At 38.5% G+C, this 20,151-nt stretch carries 19 protein-coding genes and 1 pseudogene; 10 read left to right on the forward strand and 10 right to left on the reverse strand.

Going from position 1 to position 20,151, the window contains the following annotated elements:
* Positions 1-3: 3 nt before the first annotated feature.
* The 4 genes from AC1PJ9_RS00885 to AC1PJ9_RS00900 all read right to left on the reverse strand — a co-directional run bounded on the left by AC1PJ9_RS00885 (position 4) and on the right by AC1PJ9_RS00900 (position 4,974).
* The gene (locus AC1PJ9_RS00885; RefSeq protein WP_311086465.1) at positions 4-1,422 is read right to left on the reverse strand and encodes a phosphomannomutase/phosphoglucomutase; all 1,419 of its coding nucleotides are present in this window, start codon (positions 1,420-1,422) and stop codon (positions 4-6) included.
* 188 nt (positions 1,423-1,610) lie between these two features.
* Entirely contained in the window at positions 1,611-2,063 is a 453-nt protein-coding gene (gene dut / locus AC1PJ9_RS00890) for a dUTP diphosphatase (protein ID WP_000868152.1), read from the reverse strand.
* 24 nt (positions 2,064-2,087) lie between these two features.
* Positions 2,088-4,127 carry a DNA helicase Rep gene (gene rep / locus AC1PJ9_RS00895; RefSeq protein WP_263613088.1) on the reverse strand — a complete coding sequence of 680 codons (2,040 nt, stop codon included), beginning with the start codon at positions 4,125-4,127 and terminating at the stop codon, positions 2,088-2,090.
* A 193-nt stretch (positions 4,128-4,320) separates the two neighbouring features.
* Complete coding sequence (locus AC1PJ9_RS00900; protein WP_263613087.1) at positions 4,321-4,974, reverse strand: YiaD family glycine zipper/OmpA-like lipoprotein; 654 nt, start codon at positions 4,972-4,974, stop codon at positions 4,321-4,323.
* Between the two features lie 244 nt (positions 4,975-5,218).
* On the opposite strand from AC1PJ9_RS00900, the gene AC1PJ9_RS00905 reads away from it, so the two are divergent.
* The 7 genes and pseudogenes from AC1PJ9_RS00905 (at position 5,219) to AC1PJ9_RS00935 (ending at position 10,266) form a co-directional block, all read left to right on the forward strand.
* Positions 5,219-6,145: an acyltransferase gene (locus tag AC1PJ9_RS00905; protein ID WP_002051994.1), complete on the forward strand. Its 927-nt coding sequence runs from the start codon at positions 5,219-5,221 to the stop codon at positions 6,143-6,145.
* A 14-nt stretch (positions 6,146-6,159) separates the two neighbouring features.
* Complete coding sequence (locus AC1PJ9_RS00910) at positions 6,160-7,206, forward strand: preprotein translocase subunit SecA (RefSeq protein WP_263613086.1); 1,047 nt, start codon at positions 6,160-6,162, stop codon at positions 7,204-7,206.
* Positions 7,207-7,327: 121 nt separating this feature from the next.
* Positions 7,328-8,050 carry a septum site-determining protein MinC gene (minC, locus tag AC1PJ9_RS00915; protein WP_311086466.1) on the forward strand — a complete coding sequence of 241 codons (723 nt, stop codon included), beginning with the start codon at positions 7,328-7,330 and terminating at the stop codon, positions 8,048-8,050.
* Between the two features lie 70 nt (positions 8,051-8,120).
* Positions 8,121-8,933, forward strand: a complete 813-nt coding sequence (gene minD, locus AC1PJ9_RS00920) for a septum site-determining protein MinD (protein ID WP_134262941.1) — start codon at positions 8,121-8,123, stop codon at positions 8,931-8,933.
* Between the two features lie 2 nt (positions 8,934-8,935).
* Complete coding sequence (minE, locus tag AC1PJ9_RS00925) at positions 8,936-9,208, forward strand: cell division topological specificity factor MinE (RefSeq protein WP_000896934.1); 273 nt, start codon at positions 8,936-8,938, stop codon at positions 9,206-9,208.
* A gap of 83 nt (positions 9,209-9,291) precedes the next feature.
* The gene (locus AC1PJ9_RS00930; protein WP_022575112.1) at positions 9,292-9,579 is read left to right on the forward strand and encodes a PA4642 family protein; all 288 of its coding nucleotides are present in this window, start codon (positions 9,292-9,294) and stop codon (positions 9,577-9,579) included.
* A 147-nt stretch (positions 9,580-9,726) separates the two neighbouring features.
* Positions 9,727-10,266 (forward strand): annotated as a pseudogene (locus AC1PJ9_RS00935) (hypothetical protein).
* A gap of 57 nt (positions 10,267-10,323) precedes the next feature.
* On the opposite strand, the gene rhtC reads toward AC1PJ9_RS00935, so the two are convergent.
* Both rhtC and AC1PJ9_RS00945 read right to left on the reverse strand, forming a co-directional pair.
* Positions 10,324-10,944, reverse strand: coding sequence for a threonine export protein RhtC (rhtC, locus tag AC1PJ9_RS00940; protein ID WP_087606707.1), 621 nt, complete (start codon positions 10,942-10,944; stop codon positions 10,324-10,326).
* A gap of 150 nt (positions 10,945-11,094) precedes the next feature.
* Positions 11,095-14,127, reverse strand: a complete 3,033-nt coding sequence (locus AC1PJ9_RS00945) for a DNA translocase FtsK (protein ID WP_311086467.1) — start codon at positions 14,125-14,127, stop codon at positions 11,095-11,097.
* Positions 14,128-14,396: 269 nt separating this feature from the next.
* Between AC1PJ9_RS00945 and trxB the strand changes: the two genes are divergently transcribed.
* From trxB to AC1PJ9_RS00960, 3 genes are all read left to right on the forward strand, one after another.
* Positions 14,397-15,344, forward strand: a complete 948-nt coding sequence (trxB, locus tag AC1PJ9_RS00950) for a thioredoxin-disulfide reductase (protein ID WP_311086468.1) — start codon at positions 14,397-14,399, stop codon at positions 15,342-15,344.
* A gap of 119 nt (positions 15,345-15,463) precedes the next feature.
* Positions 15,464-16,195 carry a leucyl/phenylalanyl-tRNA--protein transferase gene (gene aat, locus AC1PJ9_RS00955; protein WP_311086469.1) on the forward strand — a complete coding sequence of 244 codons (732 nt, stop codon included), beginning with the start codon at positions 15,464-15,466 and terminating at the stop codon, positions 16,193-16,195.
* Positions 16,196-16,213: 18 nt separating this feature from the next.
* Positions 16,214-17,029 (forward strand): arginyltransferase, encoded by an 816-nt coding sequence (locus AC1PJ9_RS00960; RefSeq protein ID WP_311086470.1) that lies wholly within the window; start codon positions 16,214-16,216, stop codon positions 17,027-17,029.
* A 43-nt stretch (positions 17,030-17,072) separates the two neighbouring features.
* Here the strand turns inward: AC1PJ9_RS00960 and rimI are convergent, their stop codons facing one another.
* The 4 genes from rimI to AC1PJ9_RS00980 form a co-directional block, all read right to left on the reverse strand.
* Positions 17,073-17,528: a ribosomal protein S18-alanine N-acetyltransferase gene (rimI, locus tag AC1PJ9_RS00965; protein ID WP_311086471.1), complete on the reverse strand. Its 456-nt coding sequence runs from the start codon at positions 17,526-17,528 to the stop codon at positions 17,073-17,075.
* A gap of 108 nt (positions 17,529-17,636) precedes the next feature.
* Positions 17,637-18,512, reverse strand: coding sequence for a metal-dependent hydrolase (locus tag AC1PJ9_RS00970; RefSeq protein WP_311086472.1), 876 nt, complete (start codon positions 18,510-18,512; stop codon positions 17,637-17,639).
* 238 nt (positions 18,513-18,750) lie between these two features.
* Entirely contained in the window at positions 18,751-19,632 is an 882-nt protein-coding gene (locus AC1PJ9_RS00975; protein ID WP_311086473.1) for a metal-dependent hydrolase, read from the reverse strand.
* Positions 19,633-19,834: 202 nt separating this feature from the next.
* Positions 19,835-20,151, reverse strand: a 317-nt coding sequence (locus tag AC1PJ9_RS00980; protein WP_032017488.1) for an EF-Tu C-terminal domain-related protein, incomplete at its 5' end; no start/stop codon positions are given.

Raw genomic sequence — 20,151 nt, forward strand, 5'->3', positions numbered from 1 at the left:
TTATTAGGCCTCAGAAAGTTCTTGTGCAATTTGCGGGTAACGCTCTTGCAACATATCAATAAATTTTTGCTGAATTTCCTTTAAACGCAAAGGACTATCAGCATCAAATCTTACGGTAAAATACTCACCCGTATTTGATGCTCGAATAATGCCAAAACCATCATCAAAATCAAGACGTACGCCATCAATTTTACTAATATGAGCGCCTAAACGATGGCTCAAAATTTCAATATCTTGCAATACATGCTTAGGGTCTGATTGGTGAGTACTGATATAGGTATCTTCGGTACAGCATCTTTCAGGATAAATAGAAAATAAATCCGAAACTGTTGCCGCACTAGACTCGGTGAAATATTCCATTATACGTAGTGCAGCATATATACCATCGTCATATCCAAAACCACGTCCGTCATTAAACACATAGTGGCCAGCATATTCACCACCAAAAATGGCATGACCTTTGGACTTGGATAAATAAGAACGAAGAAAACTACTACCTGTACGAATCATTTTCGGTTTACCACCGAGTCGCTCTACGGTTCTTTGGACCATCAGCGAGCATTTCACATCAAATACGATTTCTTTATCTGGCTGTTGTTCCAGACACATTTGTGCAAATAGCGACAATAAACGGTCAGCTGTAAGTATATTGGCTTTCTCATCGAGCAGTACGACACGATCGCCATCACCATCAAGCGCAATACCAATATCGGCAGCTTGCTCAATAATCGTTTTTCGTAATTCTTTTAAATGGGCAGCATGTGAAGGGTCTGGCGCGTGGTCAGGGAACTCGCCATTTGGAGTAGTACGTAAGGCAATTACCTCACAACCCATTTTTTCAAGTACCAGTTTCGCACAATGCCCTGCCGAACCGTGTAAACCATCTAATACGACTTTTAATGGGCGTTTGAGTTGAATATCATTAAAGAGAGCTTGTTGGTATTTTTTGCAAAATTCTGATTTAAATTGAGGAGTTGATAATTCTAATAATGAAATTGGATGAGTTGGAACATAAGTTTGCGCAAACTCACCGACTTGCTGAATCATTTCAGGAGATGGAGGTTCACCTCTTAAAATCCATTTAATGCCATTATCTGATTTCGGATTATGGCTAGCTGTCACCATAATTCCGTTACCACCAAACTCACGTGCAATGTAATACATCATCGGGGTCGAGCAGCAACCAATGTTTGTAACTGTTAAACCCTGCTCTACTAGTATCTCTTCGATTAAATGCGCATAAGCGGGGCTGGTAAGGCGGGCATCATAACCAATGACCAGTTGAGTTTGTTCTGCTTGTTTATATTGTTGTGCCAATCCATAGGCAATTGAACGGACGACGTCCGTAGTTAAATAAGAAAGTTTGCCTCTAATATCGTAAGCACGGAAAATATTTTTTGGGAATGAGTGTCTTACATTCATAGCGTATCTTCTATTTAAAGATCAATCTGATCTATCGCAAAAACATAGAGTATTCAAAAGGGTATTTGCTAAAAAAGTTAAAAGAGTATGAGTAAAGCGTGTTGTAATATAATTCATTGTAACATTCAAGGTATAAAAAGAAACACCTGTAAAACAGGCGTTTCTTTTCATTATTTTTTATAAGTTAATTATTGTTTACCCGTGTGACCAAAGCCGCCCGCACCGCGTAAAGTTTCTTCAAATTCCTCTACTTGTTCAAACTCAGCCTGAACAACTGGGACTAAAACATATTGTGCTAAACGCTCGCCTGGTTCTAAACGGAATGTCGTTTGACCACGGTTCCAAACTGAAACCATCAATTCACCTTGATAGTCCGAGTCAATTAACCCAACTAAATTACCAAGAACAATACCGTGTTTATGGCCTAAACCTGAACGCGGTAAAATTAAACCAGCAAAATTCACATCATGAATATAAATTGCCATACCTGTTTTAACTAATACAGTTTGGCCTGGTTCAATTTCAATTGCTTCATCTAAACAGGCACGCAAATCTAAACCTGCTGATCCTGCTGTTGCATACGAAGGTAAAGGCCATTCTTTACCTAAACGCGGATCGAGCAATTTAACTTGAACTTTCATGGGATTTCCTAAAAATTAAAAAAATTAACGCTTTAATAAAGCTTTTAAATTTGCCAAATATTGTTGAGCCTGTTCTTTAGGATCAACATTTGCTGCAATTTTCTTTTTACGCCCTAACCATTCGAGTTCGTCTTGTGGAAGCTCATCAAGGAAACGGCTTGGGGTCATTTGTTTCATTTGACCACCATTTTTACGCTGTTCTGCCAAAGTCAAAGTTAAGCCCTGACGTGCGCGGGTAATACCCACGTACATAAGACGGCGTTCTTCTTCAATGGTTTCAGCTGCAATCGAGTTTTTATGCGGTAAAAGCTCTTCTTCGAGTCCCATAATGTACACATATGGGAACTCCAAACCTTTTGCTGCATGCAAAGTAAGTAGGTTTACTTTGTCAGTGTCCTCTTCTTCTTGCTGTTGTTCTAACAGGTCAAGTAAAACCAGTTTGCGAATAACACTTTCAATGTTCTTTTCATCAACATCTTCTGCACGATTAATCAGATTTTGAATACTGGTAAATAAATTCTCGATGTTATCGAGTTTACTTTTCTCTTGAGCAGGTGTTGCTGACTGTTCACGAATATAATCGATATAACCCGCTTCATTCATCATTTGACGAACTTTAGGCACAGGCTCATCATCTTCTAACAACTCACGCGTAAATGTCGCGATAAAGTCTGCAAACTCGTGCAATTGTGTTTCTGCTTTTTTAGGAAGAACCATGCTTAAGCGTTGGTCAGAAGAAGCACCAAGTAAAGACAAATTATTTTCTTGGGCAAATAAACCTAGCTTCTCAAGAGTAACTGGGCCAATCGCACGTTTAGGGGTATTAATAATACGTAAGAAAGCACTGTCATCTTCAGGGTTAATAATCAAACGCAGGTAGCTCATCACGTCTTTAATTTCTGCACGAGCGAAGAACGATGTACCGCCAGAGAGTTTGTACGGAATTTGCATTTGGCGAAGCTGGGTTTCTAATACACGTGCCTGAAAGTTTCCACGGTATAACACAGCGTAATCTTTCCAGTTCTTACCGTTCATGAGCTTATGAGTAAGTAAGTCTTTGACTACGCGTTCTGCTTCATCATCATCATTACGACAGGTAATAATTCGGATGACCTCGCCATGCCCTTTATCACTCCACAATTTCTTATCAAAAATATGCGGGTTATTTTGAATTACACAGTTCGCAGCTTTCAAAATACGGCTGGTCGAGCGGTAATTTTGCTCAAGCTTAATAATATGTAAATTTGGGAAATCCTGTTTAAGCAAAGCCATGTTTTCAGGCTTCGCTCCACGCCATGCGTAAATTGACTGGTCATCATCACCCACAGCTGTAAACTGCCCCATTACACCAACCAACAGTTTCACTAAAATATATTGCGCGGTGTTGGTATCTTGATATTCATCGACCAATAAATAACGAACACGGTTTTGCCACTTGTCACGTACTTCTGCATTTTCTTGCAATAATCGCGTTGGCATAACAATGAGGTCATCAAAATCGACAGCATTGTAGGCACGTAAATTACGTTCATAAAGTTGGTAAAGGTGAGCAAACTGCACATCTTCAGGAGTTTCACACGTCGAATGTGCTTGTTCAGGCAAAATCAGATCGTTCTTCCAATCTGAAATTTTCTTCATTGCCTTGGCAATTAATTCTTTACTCTCCGCACCCGACAAATTATCGCGATGCATCAAATCCATCAAAATGCGTTTACAGTCATCTGCATCCAAAATCGAAAAATTAGCTTTTAAAGGTAAATTTTTAAGTTCTAAACGTAAAAGATTTAAACCAAAAGTATGGAAAGTCGAAACGGATAAACCTTTTGCTTCTTCACGAGATAAAAGCTTGGTCACACGCTCTTTCATTTCACGCGCAGCTTTATTGGTAAAGGTCATCGCTGTAATACGATGCGCAGGAATACGGCAATGTTGCACCAAATAGGCAATTTTACGCGTAATTACCGATGTTTTACCTGAACCAGCGCCAGCAAGCACCAATAAAGGGCCTTGAGTATATTTCATGGCTTCTTCTTGCTTGTTGTTCAGTTGACTGGCAGATGACATCGTGTATTACCTCTTAATTTTTCGAGCATGATTATAGTCATCTCTTTTTTAGAATCCCAATAGTAAATCTACGGATATGTATAAATGATGTCTAATAATGCAATTTATGCGCCGCAGAATGTCGTGATTATTTCTTGTACTTCACCCATAAAAAAACCACCCGAAGGTGGTTTTTGAAACAATAAACTAAATCTTATTGTTTAGCATAAATGCTGATTTCTACGCGACGGTTTTGTTCACGACCAGAAGCAGTTGAGTTGTCTGCGATTGGGTTAGAAGAACCATAACCTTGTGCATCGATACGGCTAGATGGAACGCCTTTACCAGCTAAATAGCTTTTAACTGATTGAGCACGTGATTGAGATAATGGGATATTGATAGAGTCATTACCAGTGTTATCTGTATAACCAGTTACCAAAATCGCGCTCTTGTTATCTTCAGCCAATGTTTGCGCTACTTTATCCAAAGTTGCATAGAAGTTTGGCTTGATGTTTGATTTGTTTGTATCAAAAGTGATGCTACCAGGCATGATCAATTGAACAGAACCGTCTGGATTACGACCAACTTCTACGCCAGTACCAGCCATTTGTTGACGTAATTTTTTCTCTTTTTGGTCAAGGTATAAACCACCAGCTGCACCAAGAACTGCACCGATTGCCGCAGCACGGTTGTTTTGACGGCTAGAGTTTGCACTTGATTTAGAAATACCGTAACCAGCTGCTGCGCCGATTAATGTACCTAATGCGGCTTTATCGTATTCAACGCCACCAAGGTTGTTACCTGTTGTTTGACAACCAGAAAGTACTACTGCTGCCCCTACCACTGTTGAAATAACTAATGCACGCATTGCATGCCTCCTCACTTTGAGTGTTTTGTTGTTGAGTGAATAATGAAACAAAAAGGAAGTATAAAACATTGATATTTTGTTAATAATAAACAGTTTAGTTAGTTTTTTGTAATATTTTGATGCACTTTAAGACGTGCACTCATCACAATTTCTTCATTGTTGTCTAAGATATCGTTGTATTTCATTTCACGATAGTTATAGTTGAACAACTTTCTATGGATTTTGGATATTCGGGGCCATTTATATGTCAACTGCACCCAATAAGCAATCTGCGCTAAAAAAAATTACACGTGGACTCACTGTAGGTACAGTCATCACAGGTAGCACCTTTTTTCATGGACCACCTGTATTGGCTTTGGGCTTAACCAAGTTATTTAAAAAATCATCCAAAGTAGATGAAACCAACATTCAAATTACAAACAGCTGGCTCAGTGTCAATAATTGGCTCATTGACCATGTTCTACCTAATTTAAAATGGGATATTACGATCGACGAAGGTCTTGATTTAAGTATGCAAGGCCGTTACTTAATGACCTGTAACCATCAAAGCTGGGTGGATACTACCGTAAATCAGTACTTCGGCTTAACCCGTATGCCCCTTACCCGCTTTTTTACTAAATGGGAACTCATCTTTATTCCTTTCGTTGGTCAAGCCTTTAAAATTTTAGGCTTTCCAATGATGAAGCGTCATACCAAAGAGCAAATTGCGAAAAACCCTGAGCTTAAAGACCGCGATATGATGGAAGCACGTAAAGCGTGCGAGCAACTCTTGAGCCAACCTTTTACGTTATTAAACTATTTGGAAGGTACACGCTTTACTCAGGAAAAACATGATCAACAAAATTCGCCATATAAACACTTACTAAAACCTAAAGCAGGTGGTTTGGCACTGGCTTTAAATATTCTGGGCGACAAAATTGATGCTTTAGTTGATATGACGATTGTCTACCCTGACGGTGTACCGGGTTATGGCGATTTCTGGTTAGGTGATGTTTCACAAATTGCGGTAAATCTTCGTAAAATTGAAATACCAGCTTGGGTACTCGGCGGTAACTATGAAGATGACCCAGTGTACCGTGAACGTTTTCAACAATGGGTACATGAACTCTGGACTGAAAAAGATCAACTCATCGAACAAATGAAAGCTCGATATACTACTTCAACTCATTAAAAGCATTTATAGCTATGCAAAACAGTTCCAGAAAACAAGCAAAATATTACCATATGGACCCAAGCAGCGCTTCATTTAAGCTGTTTTTGATTTATGACATCTTTATGGTGTTTATCATTATTTTCAATCTGTTCTGTCTTGCAGCAAATTTCTTTTTAATGAGCAGTATTGGGGCATGGTTTTTTGAACATATTCACCTGCCCCAAGTACTTACGTTTTATAAAACTTATTTACACCCTTGGGTAATTACGACTGAAGCTTGGTTTATTGGCTTTTTAATTACTGAATTTGTTGTCCGCTGGGGCATTTCAATTATTTATAAACACCACAAGCGTTGGTTTTTCTTTCCATTCATTCACTGGTATGAAATTTTAGCCATCATTCCTCAGTTACGTTTTTTACGTTTATTTCGTGCTGGTATTATCGCGTATCGCTTATATGAACTAGGTTATCCTGTTATTCCTGAAAGCTGGAGAAAAACTGGACTATTTTATTACCGTGTTGTTATGGAAGAGTTATCTGACCGTGTTGTTATTACGGTTATTGATGGCATTCGTAATGAGCTTCAAACTAGCTCAACACATAAGCAAATTATTCATGAGTTGGTTAATCATCATCGCGAACAATTTACGATTACCCTAACCTCTATATTGCAAGAATCTTTAGCAACTGCTTTAAAAGAACAAAAACCTGCAATCACAAAAGGTGTGGGACAAATTGTTGATCAAGCAATAGAAGATACGCCAGAGTTAACCCAATTATTACGCTTAATTCCTTTAGTGGGTGGCCGTATCGAACAGCAAATTCAAAGTATTGGTCAGCGACTCGGTGAAAATATCAGTGCCGGTTTAATTGAACCTTTAATTGAAGGATCAAAAGATCAACCCAATGCAACATATCAATTAATTTCAGAAAAAATAAGTAACGTGAATATTAATAACCGTGAGCTTGAGCAACTTGTAGAGTCTGTGGTGTTTGAAAGTCTTGAAGCAATTCGCAAACAAGTTAAAGTCAAACAATGGCAACAAACCCTTGCGGAGCGTGATCGAATCAAAGAATAAGCATTTACTTAATTTTTTATGAAACACGCTAGAGAATTGGCACGATTTGTTCTAGCATTTGCTCTATTTACAATAAACTTAACGATATTACAGCTCGTTTTAACGCCTTGAAGGAAGACTTATGGCTGATATCCGGATTACCGGCAGAATGGTTAACTTTAGCAGGATAACCTTCGATACGAATGATCATGATGTGATCCGCCAGCAATTATCAAATATTCTAAATGAAGGTTCCTATCAGGGAACCGTCGTTATTATAGATAGTACAGTTGAGCAAGAGCTTATTGCTTTAATTCAGCTGTTAGTAAGCTTAGGTTTGCAACCGATGGCGGTCATTGACGGCATTTTAGGTGATGAGGCACGCGCCATTCAGTTCCCTGTATTACCAGCCGACCAGCCATTACAACGCATCAAAGCAACCACAGAGCAAGTTGCAATTGTAGAGAAACCGACACCTGCACAAGCTTCACCAGAAACAAAAAAACCACTAAATAATAATGCAGTTGCCCATATTACCTCTTATCATGATGAAATTTTGCGTACAGGCCAATCTCTTGTACAAGACCAAGGCGATATTATTTTAAAAGCTGGCATGAATAGTGGATCTGAAGTGATTGCTTCAGGAAATATACATATTTATGGCACGGTTCGTGGTAGAGTCATTGCTGGTGCGGGTGGGCACGCTGCTGCACGCATTTTTTGCCAATCTTTAGAGGCTGAACTCGTTTCCATTGCCGGAACATATTGTGTCGCAGATGATATCCCTAAACATGTGGTAAAAAAGCCAGTACATATTTATTTAAATGAAAAGCAAGAGCTTGAATTTGAAGCTCTAGAACTTTAGTTTATTAAACAAATCACCAAAAAACAGCCCTTTTAAGGGTGTATGTATGACCATAATAGGAGTGGATTCGGTGGCCAAAATTGTTGTCGTAACATCAGGCAAAGGTGGTGTAGGTAAAACTACAACGAGTGCATCTTTTGCAACAGGTTTAGCCCTTCGTGGTCATAAAACTGTTGTGATTGACTTTGATGTAGGCTTACGTAACCTTGATTTAATTATGGGGTGTGAGCGTCGTGTTGTTTATGATTTCGTCAATGTAATTAACAATGAAGCACGTCTGCAACAAGCACTTATTCGCGATAAAGATATCGAAAACCTTTATATTTTGCCGGCTTCACAAACCCGTGATAAAGATGCTTTGAGCGACGAAGGTGTTGCTCGTGTAATTGATGAGCTTGCTCAAGAATTTGATTACATTATTTGTGACTCACCTGCGGGGATCGAACGTGGTGCAATTTTAGCAATGTACCATGCAGATGAAGCAATCATTGTGACAAACCCTGAAATTTCTTCAGTACGTGACTCTGACCGCATCATCGGAATGTTAGACAGCAAAACTAAAAAAGTTGAACACAACGAAGGACGTATACGTAAGCATTTATGTATTACACGTTTTAACCCTGAACGTGCTGACCGTCAGGAAATGCTGACGATTGATGATATTTCTAAAGATATTTTACGCGTACCGACATTAGGTGTTATTCCGGAATGTCCAAGTGTATTACAAGCATCAAACGAAGGTAAGCCAGTTATTCTGTATTCAGAAACTAAAGCTGGACAAGCGTATGATGACTTGGTTGCTCGCTTTCTTGGCGAAGACCGCCCTTATCGACACATCACAGCTCAACCTAAAGGCTGGTTAGCACGACTATTTGGAGCGTAGATATGGCAGGATTCTGGAGTAAATTATTTAGCAGTGAAGAAAAACCATCAAGTGCTCAAACTGCCAAAGATCGTTTAAAAGTTATTGTTGCATCAGAACAAGGTTTAGGCCGTCGTTTAAGCCAAGACAAGATTGACCAAATGAAGAAAGAAATCATGCAGGTGGTGAGTCGTTATGTAAGCGGTGTAGGCGAACAGCATATCCAAATGCAAGTTCGTTCTGAAGCAAATATCGAAATGTTAGAAATGAATATCAATTTACCTGAAGAACGATAATTCTATTTCTGACTATTCAACAAATCAGAATCAAGGCAAAATAACGCAAGTTATTTTGCCTTTTTTAAAATGAGGAGATTGTCATGGCATTATCACAGCCAGCAACTTTCAATGAAGAATGGTCCGATGAGCGTGTTTTTGCCTACCTCAACCAACTTCCTCCAAATGGTGTGAACGCAGATTTTCACGTGCTCTACCATGCTTTCAAACATATGCGTCCAAATGACTATGAACGTCTTTTGACTAAATTTGTTGCAGATGGACGAGATATCAATGCAACAAACTCTGAAGGCGAACGCATTCATGACGTAATTGCTAAATTTCCGCGTCAATCAGCGCCGTTTTTAGAAGTTTTAGCAAAGTTTGCTTAAGCTTTTTTTATTTGAATAAGACTGCATAATCTATCTTGGTAAAACTTAGTAGATAGATTATGTGGTTTATTCAAGTATCTAAATTATTTACTTTTATAAAAAATAATCATAAAGTCATCAGCACTATTTCATTCCAAATATAAATTCATGAATCCAGAACCTATTAATTTAAATCAAACACAATCTATCCAATCAAATCATATAGAAAATTTAAAAGTTATTAGCCTTAATAAGTTTATCGTTCTATCCATAATTTCCTTTGGCCTATACCAAATTTGGTGGATATTTAAAGCATAGCGATTTTTTCTAATCAAAGATAAATTAAATATTATGCCTGCTGCCCGTGCAGTTTTTTCTATATTCTTTTTATATTCACTATTTAATCGTATAAAAAACTATGCAAAAGAACAAGGGTATATTAATGATTTCTCTTCAGGTTGGATGTATCTAGGATATCTCATTACATCTTTACTGGTTCGCCTACCTGATCCTTATTGGCTCATCTCTCTCTGCGACATTATATTTTTAATACCCGCATTTAAAGCACTGAACTATGCACAAAAACAAATAGTAACGACAATTGAGCAAGAGAAATTCAATACCTCTCAAATCATTTTAATTATTATAGGATCTATTATATGGCTACTGATTTTTATCGGTTTTGTTATATCATTCCTATATAAGTGATCTAAAAGTTAGTAATTAAAAAAAGCCTCTTTAAGAGGCTTTTTTTATTGTCTGGATTTACCGGTTTCCAATCAGGAAAATACCGAATACGGTAAAAATACCACCTGAAATACCATCAATCCATTTTGAAAAATTACGGTAAGCCACTCTGAAACTCGGTAAGGAGAAAATAAACGTCACAAAGCAGAACCATAAAATCGTTTCAACTGACACAATAATAAAAAGCAACCAATGAACTTGATCAAGCTGAGGGTTAGCTAAAAATAAAGAAAACACACTACCAAAATAAATTACAGCTTTCGGATTTGATAAATTGGTGAGTAATCCTTTCATAAAAAATAAGTAAGGTGCTTTAGGCAACTCAACAGCTGTAACCTCTTCCTGCTGATTTTTTGAAAATGCTGAACGCAACATTTGATAGCCTAACCAACATAGGTACAAACCACCTGCGATGAGTAAACCTTGCTTTAACCAAGCCATTTTCTCAAAAATAATATTTAAGCCCATCAGTGCTAAAGATGCCCAAAACATAACACCTGCTGTTATTCCTGCAACAACCAGCATGGCTTCTTTACGAGATCGGCTCACTGCGGTCTGCGATACCAGAAAGAAATCAGGCCCTGGAGTAATAAGCGCACAAAAATGAATAAAAGCTAACGTAATTAACGCGACTAACATGTTGTCCTCCTGATTTGTTTCATTGTTTTTTATTTAGAAGCACACATTAGCATTTTTTACTATTTGATAAAATCTCAAACTCTCAGTTCAGAGCTATTATTTTTAACCACAAAAAAAGCCTCCGAAGAGGCTTAATTTCAAGTGAAGATATTAAACTAAAATATCGCGCTTACCATTGGCACCCATAGCACTCACAATACCGTTCTCTTCCATTTGGTCGATAATACGGGCAGCACGGTTATAACCTAGGCTAAACTTACGCTGTAATGAAGATGTAGATGCTTTGCGAGTTTCTAGGACAAACGATACACATTGGTCATAAAGTGCATCACGGTCTGAACCACCCTCACCTTCTTCAAAGCCACGAGATGCAGGTTCTTCATCAAATGGCGTTAAGATCTCATCTACGTAGTCTGGTTCACCACGTTCACGCCATGCGTCACAAATGCGGTTAACTTCATCATCACTAATAAATGCACCATGTACACGTTCTGGCTCAATCTTACCTGGCCCTAAGAACAGCATATCACCATGACCTAACAAGTCTTCTGCACCACCAGCATCCAAAATAGTACGTGAGTCGATTTTACTGTTTACACGTAAAGCTACACGCGTTGGAATATTGGCTTTAATAAGACCCGTAATAACATCTACCGATGGACGCTGAGTTGCAAGTAAAAGGTGAATACCGGCAGCACGAGATTTTTGCGCCAAACGCGTAATCATTTCTTCTGCTTTCTTACCTACCTGCATAATCATGTCGGCAAACTCATCCGCCACAATTACAATTGATGGTAACGGCGTTAAACGAGGTGCACGCTCTTGTGTCGCTGAATCACTTGGTTTCCATGTTGGATCAATCAAGTCTTCTCCATTCGCAATCGCTTCTTCAACTTTTCGGTTGTAGTCACTTAACTTACGAATTTTAAGGAACGACATAAGTTTATAACGGCGTTCCATTTCATTTACACACCAGTTTAATGCACTAACTGCATCTTTCATGTCAGTGACTACAGGTGTTAATAAATGCGGAATATCGTTATAGTTAGCCAATTCAAGCTGTTTTGGGTCAATTAAAATTAAACGCAATTGGTCTGGCGTATACTTAAGTAACATCGATAAAATCATCGAGTTAACTGCAACAGATTTACCCGAACCTGTGGTACCCGCAACCAACATATGCGGTGCTTTTGCTAAATCGGTTAATACCGGATTACCCGAAATATCTTTACCCATTGCCATACTAATGAGTGCACTTGGGTCACGATATGTTGGAGTTTCCAATAGCTCGATCAAACGTACCATTTCACGGGCACTATTTGGTACTTCAATACCAATATATGGTTTACCCGGAATAACTTCTACAACACGTACCGAAGCCATAGACATTGAACGCGCCAAGTCACGGGAAATATTAGTCACTTTAGATGCTTTCACACCCGGTGCTAAATCTAATTCAAAACGCGTAACAACTGGGCCTGGCTGAGCTTCAACCACCTGAGCCTTAACATTAAACTCTTGTAATTTAATCTCAAGCAATTCAGACAAACGCGAAAGCTGCTCTTCGGTAAAGTTAACTTTCTTATTTGGATCAACCTTATCAAGCAGTTCAAAGCCTGGTAATGTTGGTAAATCTAAACGCTTCTTGGCTACCTGCATTGCACGAGACATTGGTCGGCCTGATGCATCAGTTAATGGCGCATCAAAATCGAACTCATCTTCAAGATCATCTTCCGGCTTTCCGGCAGTTTCTTGCCAAGCTTCAATAAATTCTTCTTTCGAAAGCTTCTCTGCACCAATCGTAGTTTGAATAGGTGCTTTTACAAATGCTGAAGATTGCGCATAGCTACTTGCTTTGACCGGTTGAGCTGCTGGAGCAATATCTTCATCAATTAATAAGTCATCGAAATCATCAAACACCTGTTCATTTGATAAGTTTTTAGGTGACTGATTTAAATTCGATACAGGTACAGATGTTTCAACTGATGTATGAGGTGTTTGCGGTGCTACTGCTGGTTCAACATGATGGTCTTGAACGAACGGCGTATGTACATCAGTAGCAGTTTTACTATTTGGAACTGCGGCAAGCAATTCATCAAAAATCTCATCATCATTCCAATCTAAACCTTGATGACTATTCGATGCTTGAGGTTGTGCTTGTTTAGCCTGATAAGCCGTTTCTTGGAATTGCTCATGACTTGGATGTTCATTTGAATCATCCGCAGCTCTTAACAATGCATCAATTTCTTGCTTATGACTTGCATCATCGCGCTGTAAAGCACGCCAAACCTCACCTGTCGCCACTAAACGCTCACTGTCTTTTTTAAGCTGTTGAGCTTGTTCAAGTGTACGCTCAAAGTTTTCTGGCTGAAGAGCTGGTTTTTCTTCAACAGTTTCAGGCTGATTTTGCTCTTTCGCTAACACATCGGCAAATAAACGCTCCGCCATTTCATCGTGTCGTGTAGAGCCAACTTTGGCTTGAGTTTTTTCTGACTGAACATTTAGCTCTGCTTCATCAGCAACTTCAGCTTTAGGCATCTCGGCAACTTTTACCGTTGCTGTTTTATTTGCAGGCTGTGTAGTTAAGTCATAAGCAGATTCATTTGGCGATACGTTCTTATAGAATAAATCTTGTAAATAACTTGGCATCGCTTTGAGCGTAACCCATGTTTTGCTCCACTGCACCCCAAATGCCAAAGTGAACAATACCACTCCGAAAACCAATAAAAATAAGGTCGCACCATAAATCGTTAACAGTTGAGATAAGCTTTGTCCCAACTCATAACCAATAATCCCACCTGCCGCATTATCTAAAGTATCTGCGGGTACATTCCAATGTAAGTAAAGCAAACTCGACACAACAAGAATCAAGAAGAACTGAGCAGCATAACGGAATGGACGGTTTAGAAAACTATGCGGCCACCAGACTTGAATAGCTTCAACAAATAGAAAAATTGGAATAAGTAAACTTGCCCAACCTAAAAAGCCAAACAGCAAATCTGCAATCCATGCACCGGCAATACCACTTGCATTGGATACTTGCTGAGTATCACTTGAAATATGCATCCAGCCCGGATCAAATGGCGTATATGTTACTGTCGCCAGAAACATATAAATACCAAAAGAGACCAAGAATAATGTCATCAATAAGCGCTGTGCATAAACACTTGACACCGCAGTCATATACTGTCCTGTAACCCATTTAATTATTGGTTTAGAGATGTGAAGACCTACATTTCAGATCTTCAACGAATGAACTTTATATTATGCACCTGTTCTTACAAAAAAGGTGCATGATTCTTTACAGTTGTTGTTAACATAAGGCTCTTCTATATTGTTATATAACTTAATTCGATTGTCCTGATCAATATTATCCACATTGATTTCACGCTATTGGTCGGCAATTTCACGTATAATTTTCAAAATTCTCGAAATAAATAAGGATACCCTCAATGAGTGCTCGTCATTCTCGGTTAATTATTCTCGGTTCTGGTCCTGCGGGTTATAGTGCAGCTGTATATGCAGCACGTGCAAATCTTAAACCAACACTTATTGCTGGTTTACAACTTGGCGGCCAACTTACAACAACAACCGAAGTTGACAACTGGCCGGGCGATCCTGAAGGTTTGACTGGTCCTGCTTTAATGGACCGTATGCAAGCACATGCTGAACGCTTCGGTACTGAACTCGTCTATGACCATATTAATGAAGTGGACTTAAATGTACGTCCTTTTGTTCTTAAAGGTGATATGGATGAGTACACTTGTGATGCATTAATTATTGCAACTGGTGCGACAGCTCAATATCTTGGTTTAGAGTCTGAACAAAACTTTATGGGCCAAGGCGTGAGCGCATGTGCAACATGTGACGGTTTCTTCTATAAAAACCAAAAAGTAATGGTTGTAGGTGGTGGTAACACTGCTGTTGAAGAAGCGCTTTATTTATCAAATATTGCTGAACATGTAACGCTAGTTCATCGTCGTGATTCTTTACGCTCTGAAAAGATTTTGCAAGATCACTTATTTGCTAAAGAAAAAGAAGGCAAAATCAGCATTGTTTGGAACCATGAAGTTGAAGAAGTTCTTGGCGACAATACTGGTGTAACAGGTGTTCGCTTAAAATCTACAAAAGATGAAAGCAAACAAGATATCCAAGTTCAAGGCTTATTCGTTGCCATTGGTCACAAGCCAAATACTGGAATGTTTGAAGGCCAGTTAAACTTACGTGATGGTTATATTCAAGTACAAAGTGGTACTTCAGGTAATGCAACAGCAACTTCTGTAGCAGGTGTTTTCGCTGCGGGTGATGTGGCTGACAGTATCTACCGCCAAGCCATTACTTCAGCTGGTTCAGGCTGTATGGCAGCATTAGATGCAGAAAAATATCTAGATAACCTTTAAATTTAGATATTTCAAACAGCCGTTTTATAACGGCTGTTTTTTTATCATTTATAATAATTACTGGCTGTCTCAAATTAATTTTTATAGCATAACCCTTAAGCACACATTATTTTAGTCTTATGAACACACTACCTCTATCTCAATATATTTTCCCAGATCCAGAGGAAGCCGATCCAGATGGTCATGGTCTAATTTGTATTGGTGCTGACCTCTCCCCTTCTACGCTCTATGAAGCATATACCCACGGACTTTTTCCTTGGTTTAATGAAGATGAGCCTATTTGTTGGTGGAGTCCTGAACCACGCTGTGTGATTTATCCTCAAAACTATAAACCAAGTAAATCGCTCATTCGGAACATGAAAAAGCATGATTACACCATTACGGTAAATCGTGCTTTTGAACAAGTCATCCGCTCATGTTCACTACCTCGAAGCTATGCAAACGAAACCTGGATTAGCGAAGATATTATTCAGGGATATGGTGCGTTATTTAATTCAGGTTATGGCTATAGCGTAGAGGTTTGGCAAGACGAACAGCTGGTAGGTGGTTTATATGGGGTAACGATCGGTAAGGGTTGTTTTGGCGAGTCTATGTTTAGTACTCAAACCGATGTTTCTAAAATGGCTTTTTATACTTTAATGTTAATCGGTCAAGAAAATCAGCTTCCTTGGGTCGACTGCCAACTGGTAAATAGTCACTTAATTAGCCTTGGGGCTTGTACACTTTCTCGGCAGGAATATCTTAAATCGTTACAAGATGTAATTATTCACCCCTCTATCAATTGGAAAAAGTATCAAGAACGTGTATTTTCAAGTAAAACAATAGCATTAAATGCAAAATTAATGGAATGATAACAGGAGGGACCAATCATGAAATCATATCACCCGAAGTCCCTTTTAAATGATCTGCAATATTATATTACCCCACCTCACGATTGCAGCTATTTAGAAAATAAGTCAGCACGTATGGTCTTTTTAGACCCGATTCACCGAATTGATGTGGTGACTCTTTCAGAGTTATCGCGATTAGGTTTTCGTCGTAGTGGTGACTTTGTATATCGTCCTGAATGTCATTTATGCAGACAGTGTTTGTCTTGTCGTGTACCAGTTGCCGACTTCCAAATGAACAATATGCAAAAAAAAGCATGGAAACGAAATCAAGACCTTACCATGACTGTTCTGCCAACACGGCAAGCTGCACAAATTCATTATGATTTATATGAACGTTACATTAACGAGCGCCATGCCGATGGTGATATGTTTCCACCAAGTTTAGATCAGTTTGAAAAATTTCTAGTTCATAGCTGTACAGATAGTTTCTTCTTGGAACTATGGAAAGATAACCGTCTTATTAGCGTTTCTACTTGTGATTTAATGGATGATGGATTATCTGCGGTCTATACATTCTTTGATCCAGATGAACACCGTAGATCTTTAGGTGTTTATTCAATTTTGAATCAAATCGAATATGTAAAATCACTTGGTTTAGAATATCTTTACTTAGGCTATTGGGTGCCACACTCAGCCAAAATGAATTATAAATCTCAATATACCCCCCTAGAACTTTTACTAGACGGGCAATGGCGCCGCTTAAATCGATCATTATCGCCTGAAGAGATCAATCAGTTAGGTAACTCTCTCATGACGACATTACCTTCTGAGTGGAATAATTTAATTATTAAATAGCTCGATTCTGTCTTGCTGTTAAGTCTGCAGCAAGACAGCCATTTTAAAATAAAGAAGCGAAATCATCGGTACAGCTTTTTACCATAATAACGGCATTTTCACGCCCACCCTCTTGAATTGGGTAATAATTGCGACGCACATCAATTTGATGAAAACCTATTTTTTCGTATAGCCCTATTGCCGCTTTATTACTTTCACGAACCTCTAAAAAAATTTGTACAGGTTGATTTTCTAACTGCTCAATCGATACATCTAACAATTGATATCCCAAGCCTTTACCTTGCATTTCAGGATCAATTGCCATAAGCAATAAATTCGCTTCATCTAACACAGGTTGTAAAATACAAAAACCAACAACCTTATTATTTAACTCAATTACCGTACATTGATAAGAGTTCACAGACTCTACAAATTGCTGCCTAGACCATGGATGTGTCTGAACAAGCTTCTCAATTTGAGCAACACTATCAATATCGGAGGCTTGCATAGTACGAATCATGAGTTTCAACACATTTTCAGATTTCAAAGTAAACGTATTATAGAAACTTAAATAGAAAAAACGAGCAAAAAAAAGAGCAATTAAATTGCTCTTTTTTTAATACGTTTGTTAAAGCCCTAACTTTTCACGCCAAGTTGCTAATAAAGCCCTTGTATCCGAATCATTTGGATGAAATTTTGGTCTTAAGAAATCAAGTAACTCTGGAATTTGACGTGTCATAAAACCTTTACGGCCATACATAAACTTAAGCATGTACTTGGTGTCTTTCCAAGTTAATTTGTCATCAGTCTTGAGTAATTTAGCAGTAAAATAAGATTGAGTTGCGAAGATTAAAGCCATTGCAATAATTAAAGCAGTTGAGCGCATAAAATAAGCTTTTGGCCCTTGTCCATACATACTTGTATACACATCAAATGCCACAGCTTTATGTTCATTTTCTTCTACCGCGTGCCACATCCATAAGTGATACATGGTGTCATCTTGGAACATGGCTTGAATTTCAGGATTTTGTAAAAGTTCAGCTGCAATCGTCGATGTAAAATGTTCTAGAGCACAGGTACCGGTTAAATCAATCATCTCTTTAGTATAACCAAAAGGTTTCATTAACTTGGTTACAACTGCTGTCCCCATTTTAATGACTGTACCTGTTTGCTTTTCCATTTTGCGAACATCATATCCATACGCTTGCGCAGAAGCGTTAAATGCTAAATGTTCTTTAGAATGCATAGCTTCCTGACCAATAAAAGCACTTATTTCTTTTTGAAGAGCTGGGTCAGCTAGTTTAGGATCATTTCGCACTGCACGCGTACTATTTACAAAGAACTGCTCACCTTCAGGAAAAAGAGCCGATAATGCTGTCATAAAGTGAGTCAATCCTGCATCGTAATTTGCCCAATAGCGTGGGACTTGAGCAAATTCAAAGTCCATACGACGTACAGGGAAGCTTGCTCCAGCACGATTAGAAATATTTACTTTAGCATTCATGTCAGACTCCTTTAAGTGAACCATCAATTCACTTATATCCTTATTTATTTTCTTAATATTTATAATAATACGCCTTTAAAAGTGCTATTTAAGTGCAGATGAGGACAGCAAATTATCAGATGAGGTCATTACCAGCCCCTTTCTGGAGCAAAATGAACTCCTATCATTTTAAAAAATGAGCAGTAGTTTCAAGACAAAAAAAAGGACTGCTAACAGCCCTTTTCACTTTGTTTTTAACTTAAAGACCAAGTTTGGCTTTCCATGTTTTTAATAGACCCACTGTGTCTAAATCATTCGGATGAAAACCTGGTTTAAAATAAGCCAACATTTCTTTAGCCATGCCCGTAATAATACCTTTGGATGGGCTATAACCATATTTATAAATCACAGACAATTCATCTAAGTTTAATTTTTTATCTTGTCTTAAAAGACGTAGCACAAACGAAGATTGAATTGCGAAAATAAGTGCCATCGCAAATACAAGTGAGCTTGTGCGTAATGCATAAGCTTTAACACCTTTACCGAATACACCCTCGTACACATCAAAAGCAACGGCTTTATGCTCATTTTCTTCTATTGCATGCCAATACCACATCGTTGACATTGTTTTATCTGTCATCAACTCTTGAATATGGGTATTAACTAAAAGCTGAGATGCAATCGTTGCAGTAAAATGCTCAAGAGCCGTAGTCGCAGTTAAATCTACCATTTCTTGCGTCATACCAAATGGTTTTACGATCTTTGCAAAAGTCTTACGCGCAGTCTGAATAGCTGTATCAGTAAATTTTTCCAACGTCTCGACATCATGGCCAAACTTTTGTGCAGATGCATTAAAGTTCACATGCTCTTGGGTATGCATCGCCTCTTGACCAATGAAAGCACTAATTTCTTTTTGTAGCTCTTCATTATCTTTAATCGCTGGGTGATAACGCACTGCACGTACACTATCAATAAAGAACTTCTCACCAGCAGGAAATAGTGCTGATAATGCTGTCATAAAATGTGTAAGACCAGCAGAACCATCCATCCAGTATTCTGGTACATCATTAAAGTCAAAGTTCATACGACGTACAGGAAAGCTTGCTCCGGCACGATTCGTAATATTCACTTTAGCGTTCATAGTGAAAGCTCCTTGCTAGTAACCATAGTTACTTAAACTTTATTGTTCATTTTCTTGATTCTTATCATACAAACTTAATAAAAAGGCTTAAGTGCAAATAGGGACATTGAAGTATCAGTTAAGGCCAGCTTTCTATTGAATTGTCGAACAATTAAGCATAAAAAAAGCGCCCCAAAAGGAGCGCTTTTTCACTGAAAAGTGATTATGCAGTTACTTTCGCAACAACACCAGCACCTACAGTACGGCCACCTTCACGGATCGCAAAACGTAGACCTGGGTCCATTGCGATTGGGTGGATTAATTCTACTGACATTTCAACGTTGTCACCTGGCATTACCATTTCAACGCCTTCTTTCAACTGGATCGCACCAGTTACGTCAGTTGTACGGAAGTAGAACTGTGGACGGTAACCATTTAAGAATGGAGTGTGACGACCACCTTCTTCTTTAGAAAGTACGTATACTTCTGCGTCGAATTTAGTGTGCGGCTTGATTGTACCTGGTTTAGCAAGTACTTGAC

The sequence above is a fragment of the Acinetobacter sp. 70_2 genome (assembly GCF_056736115.1).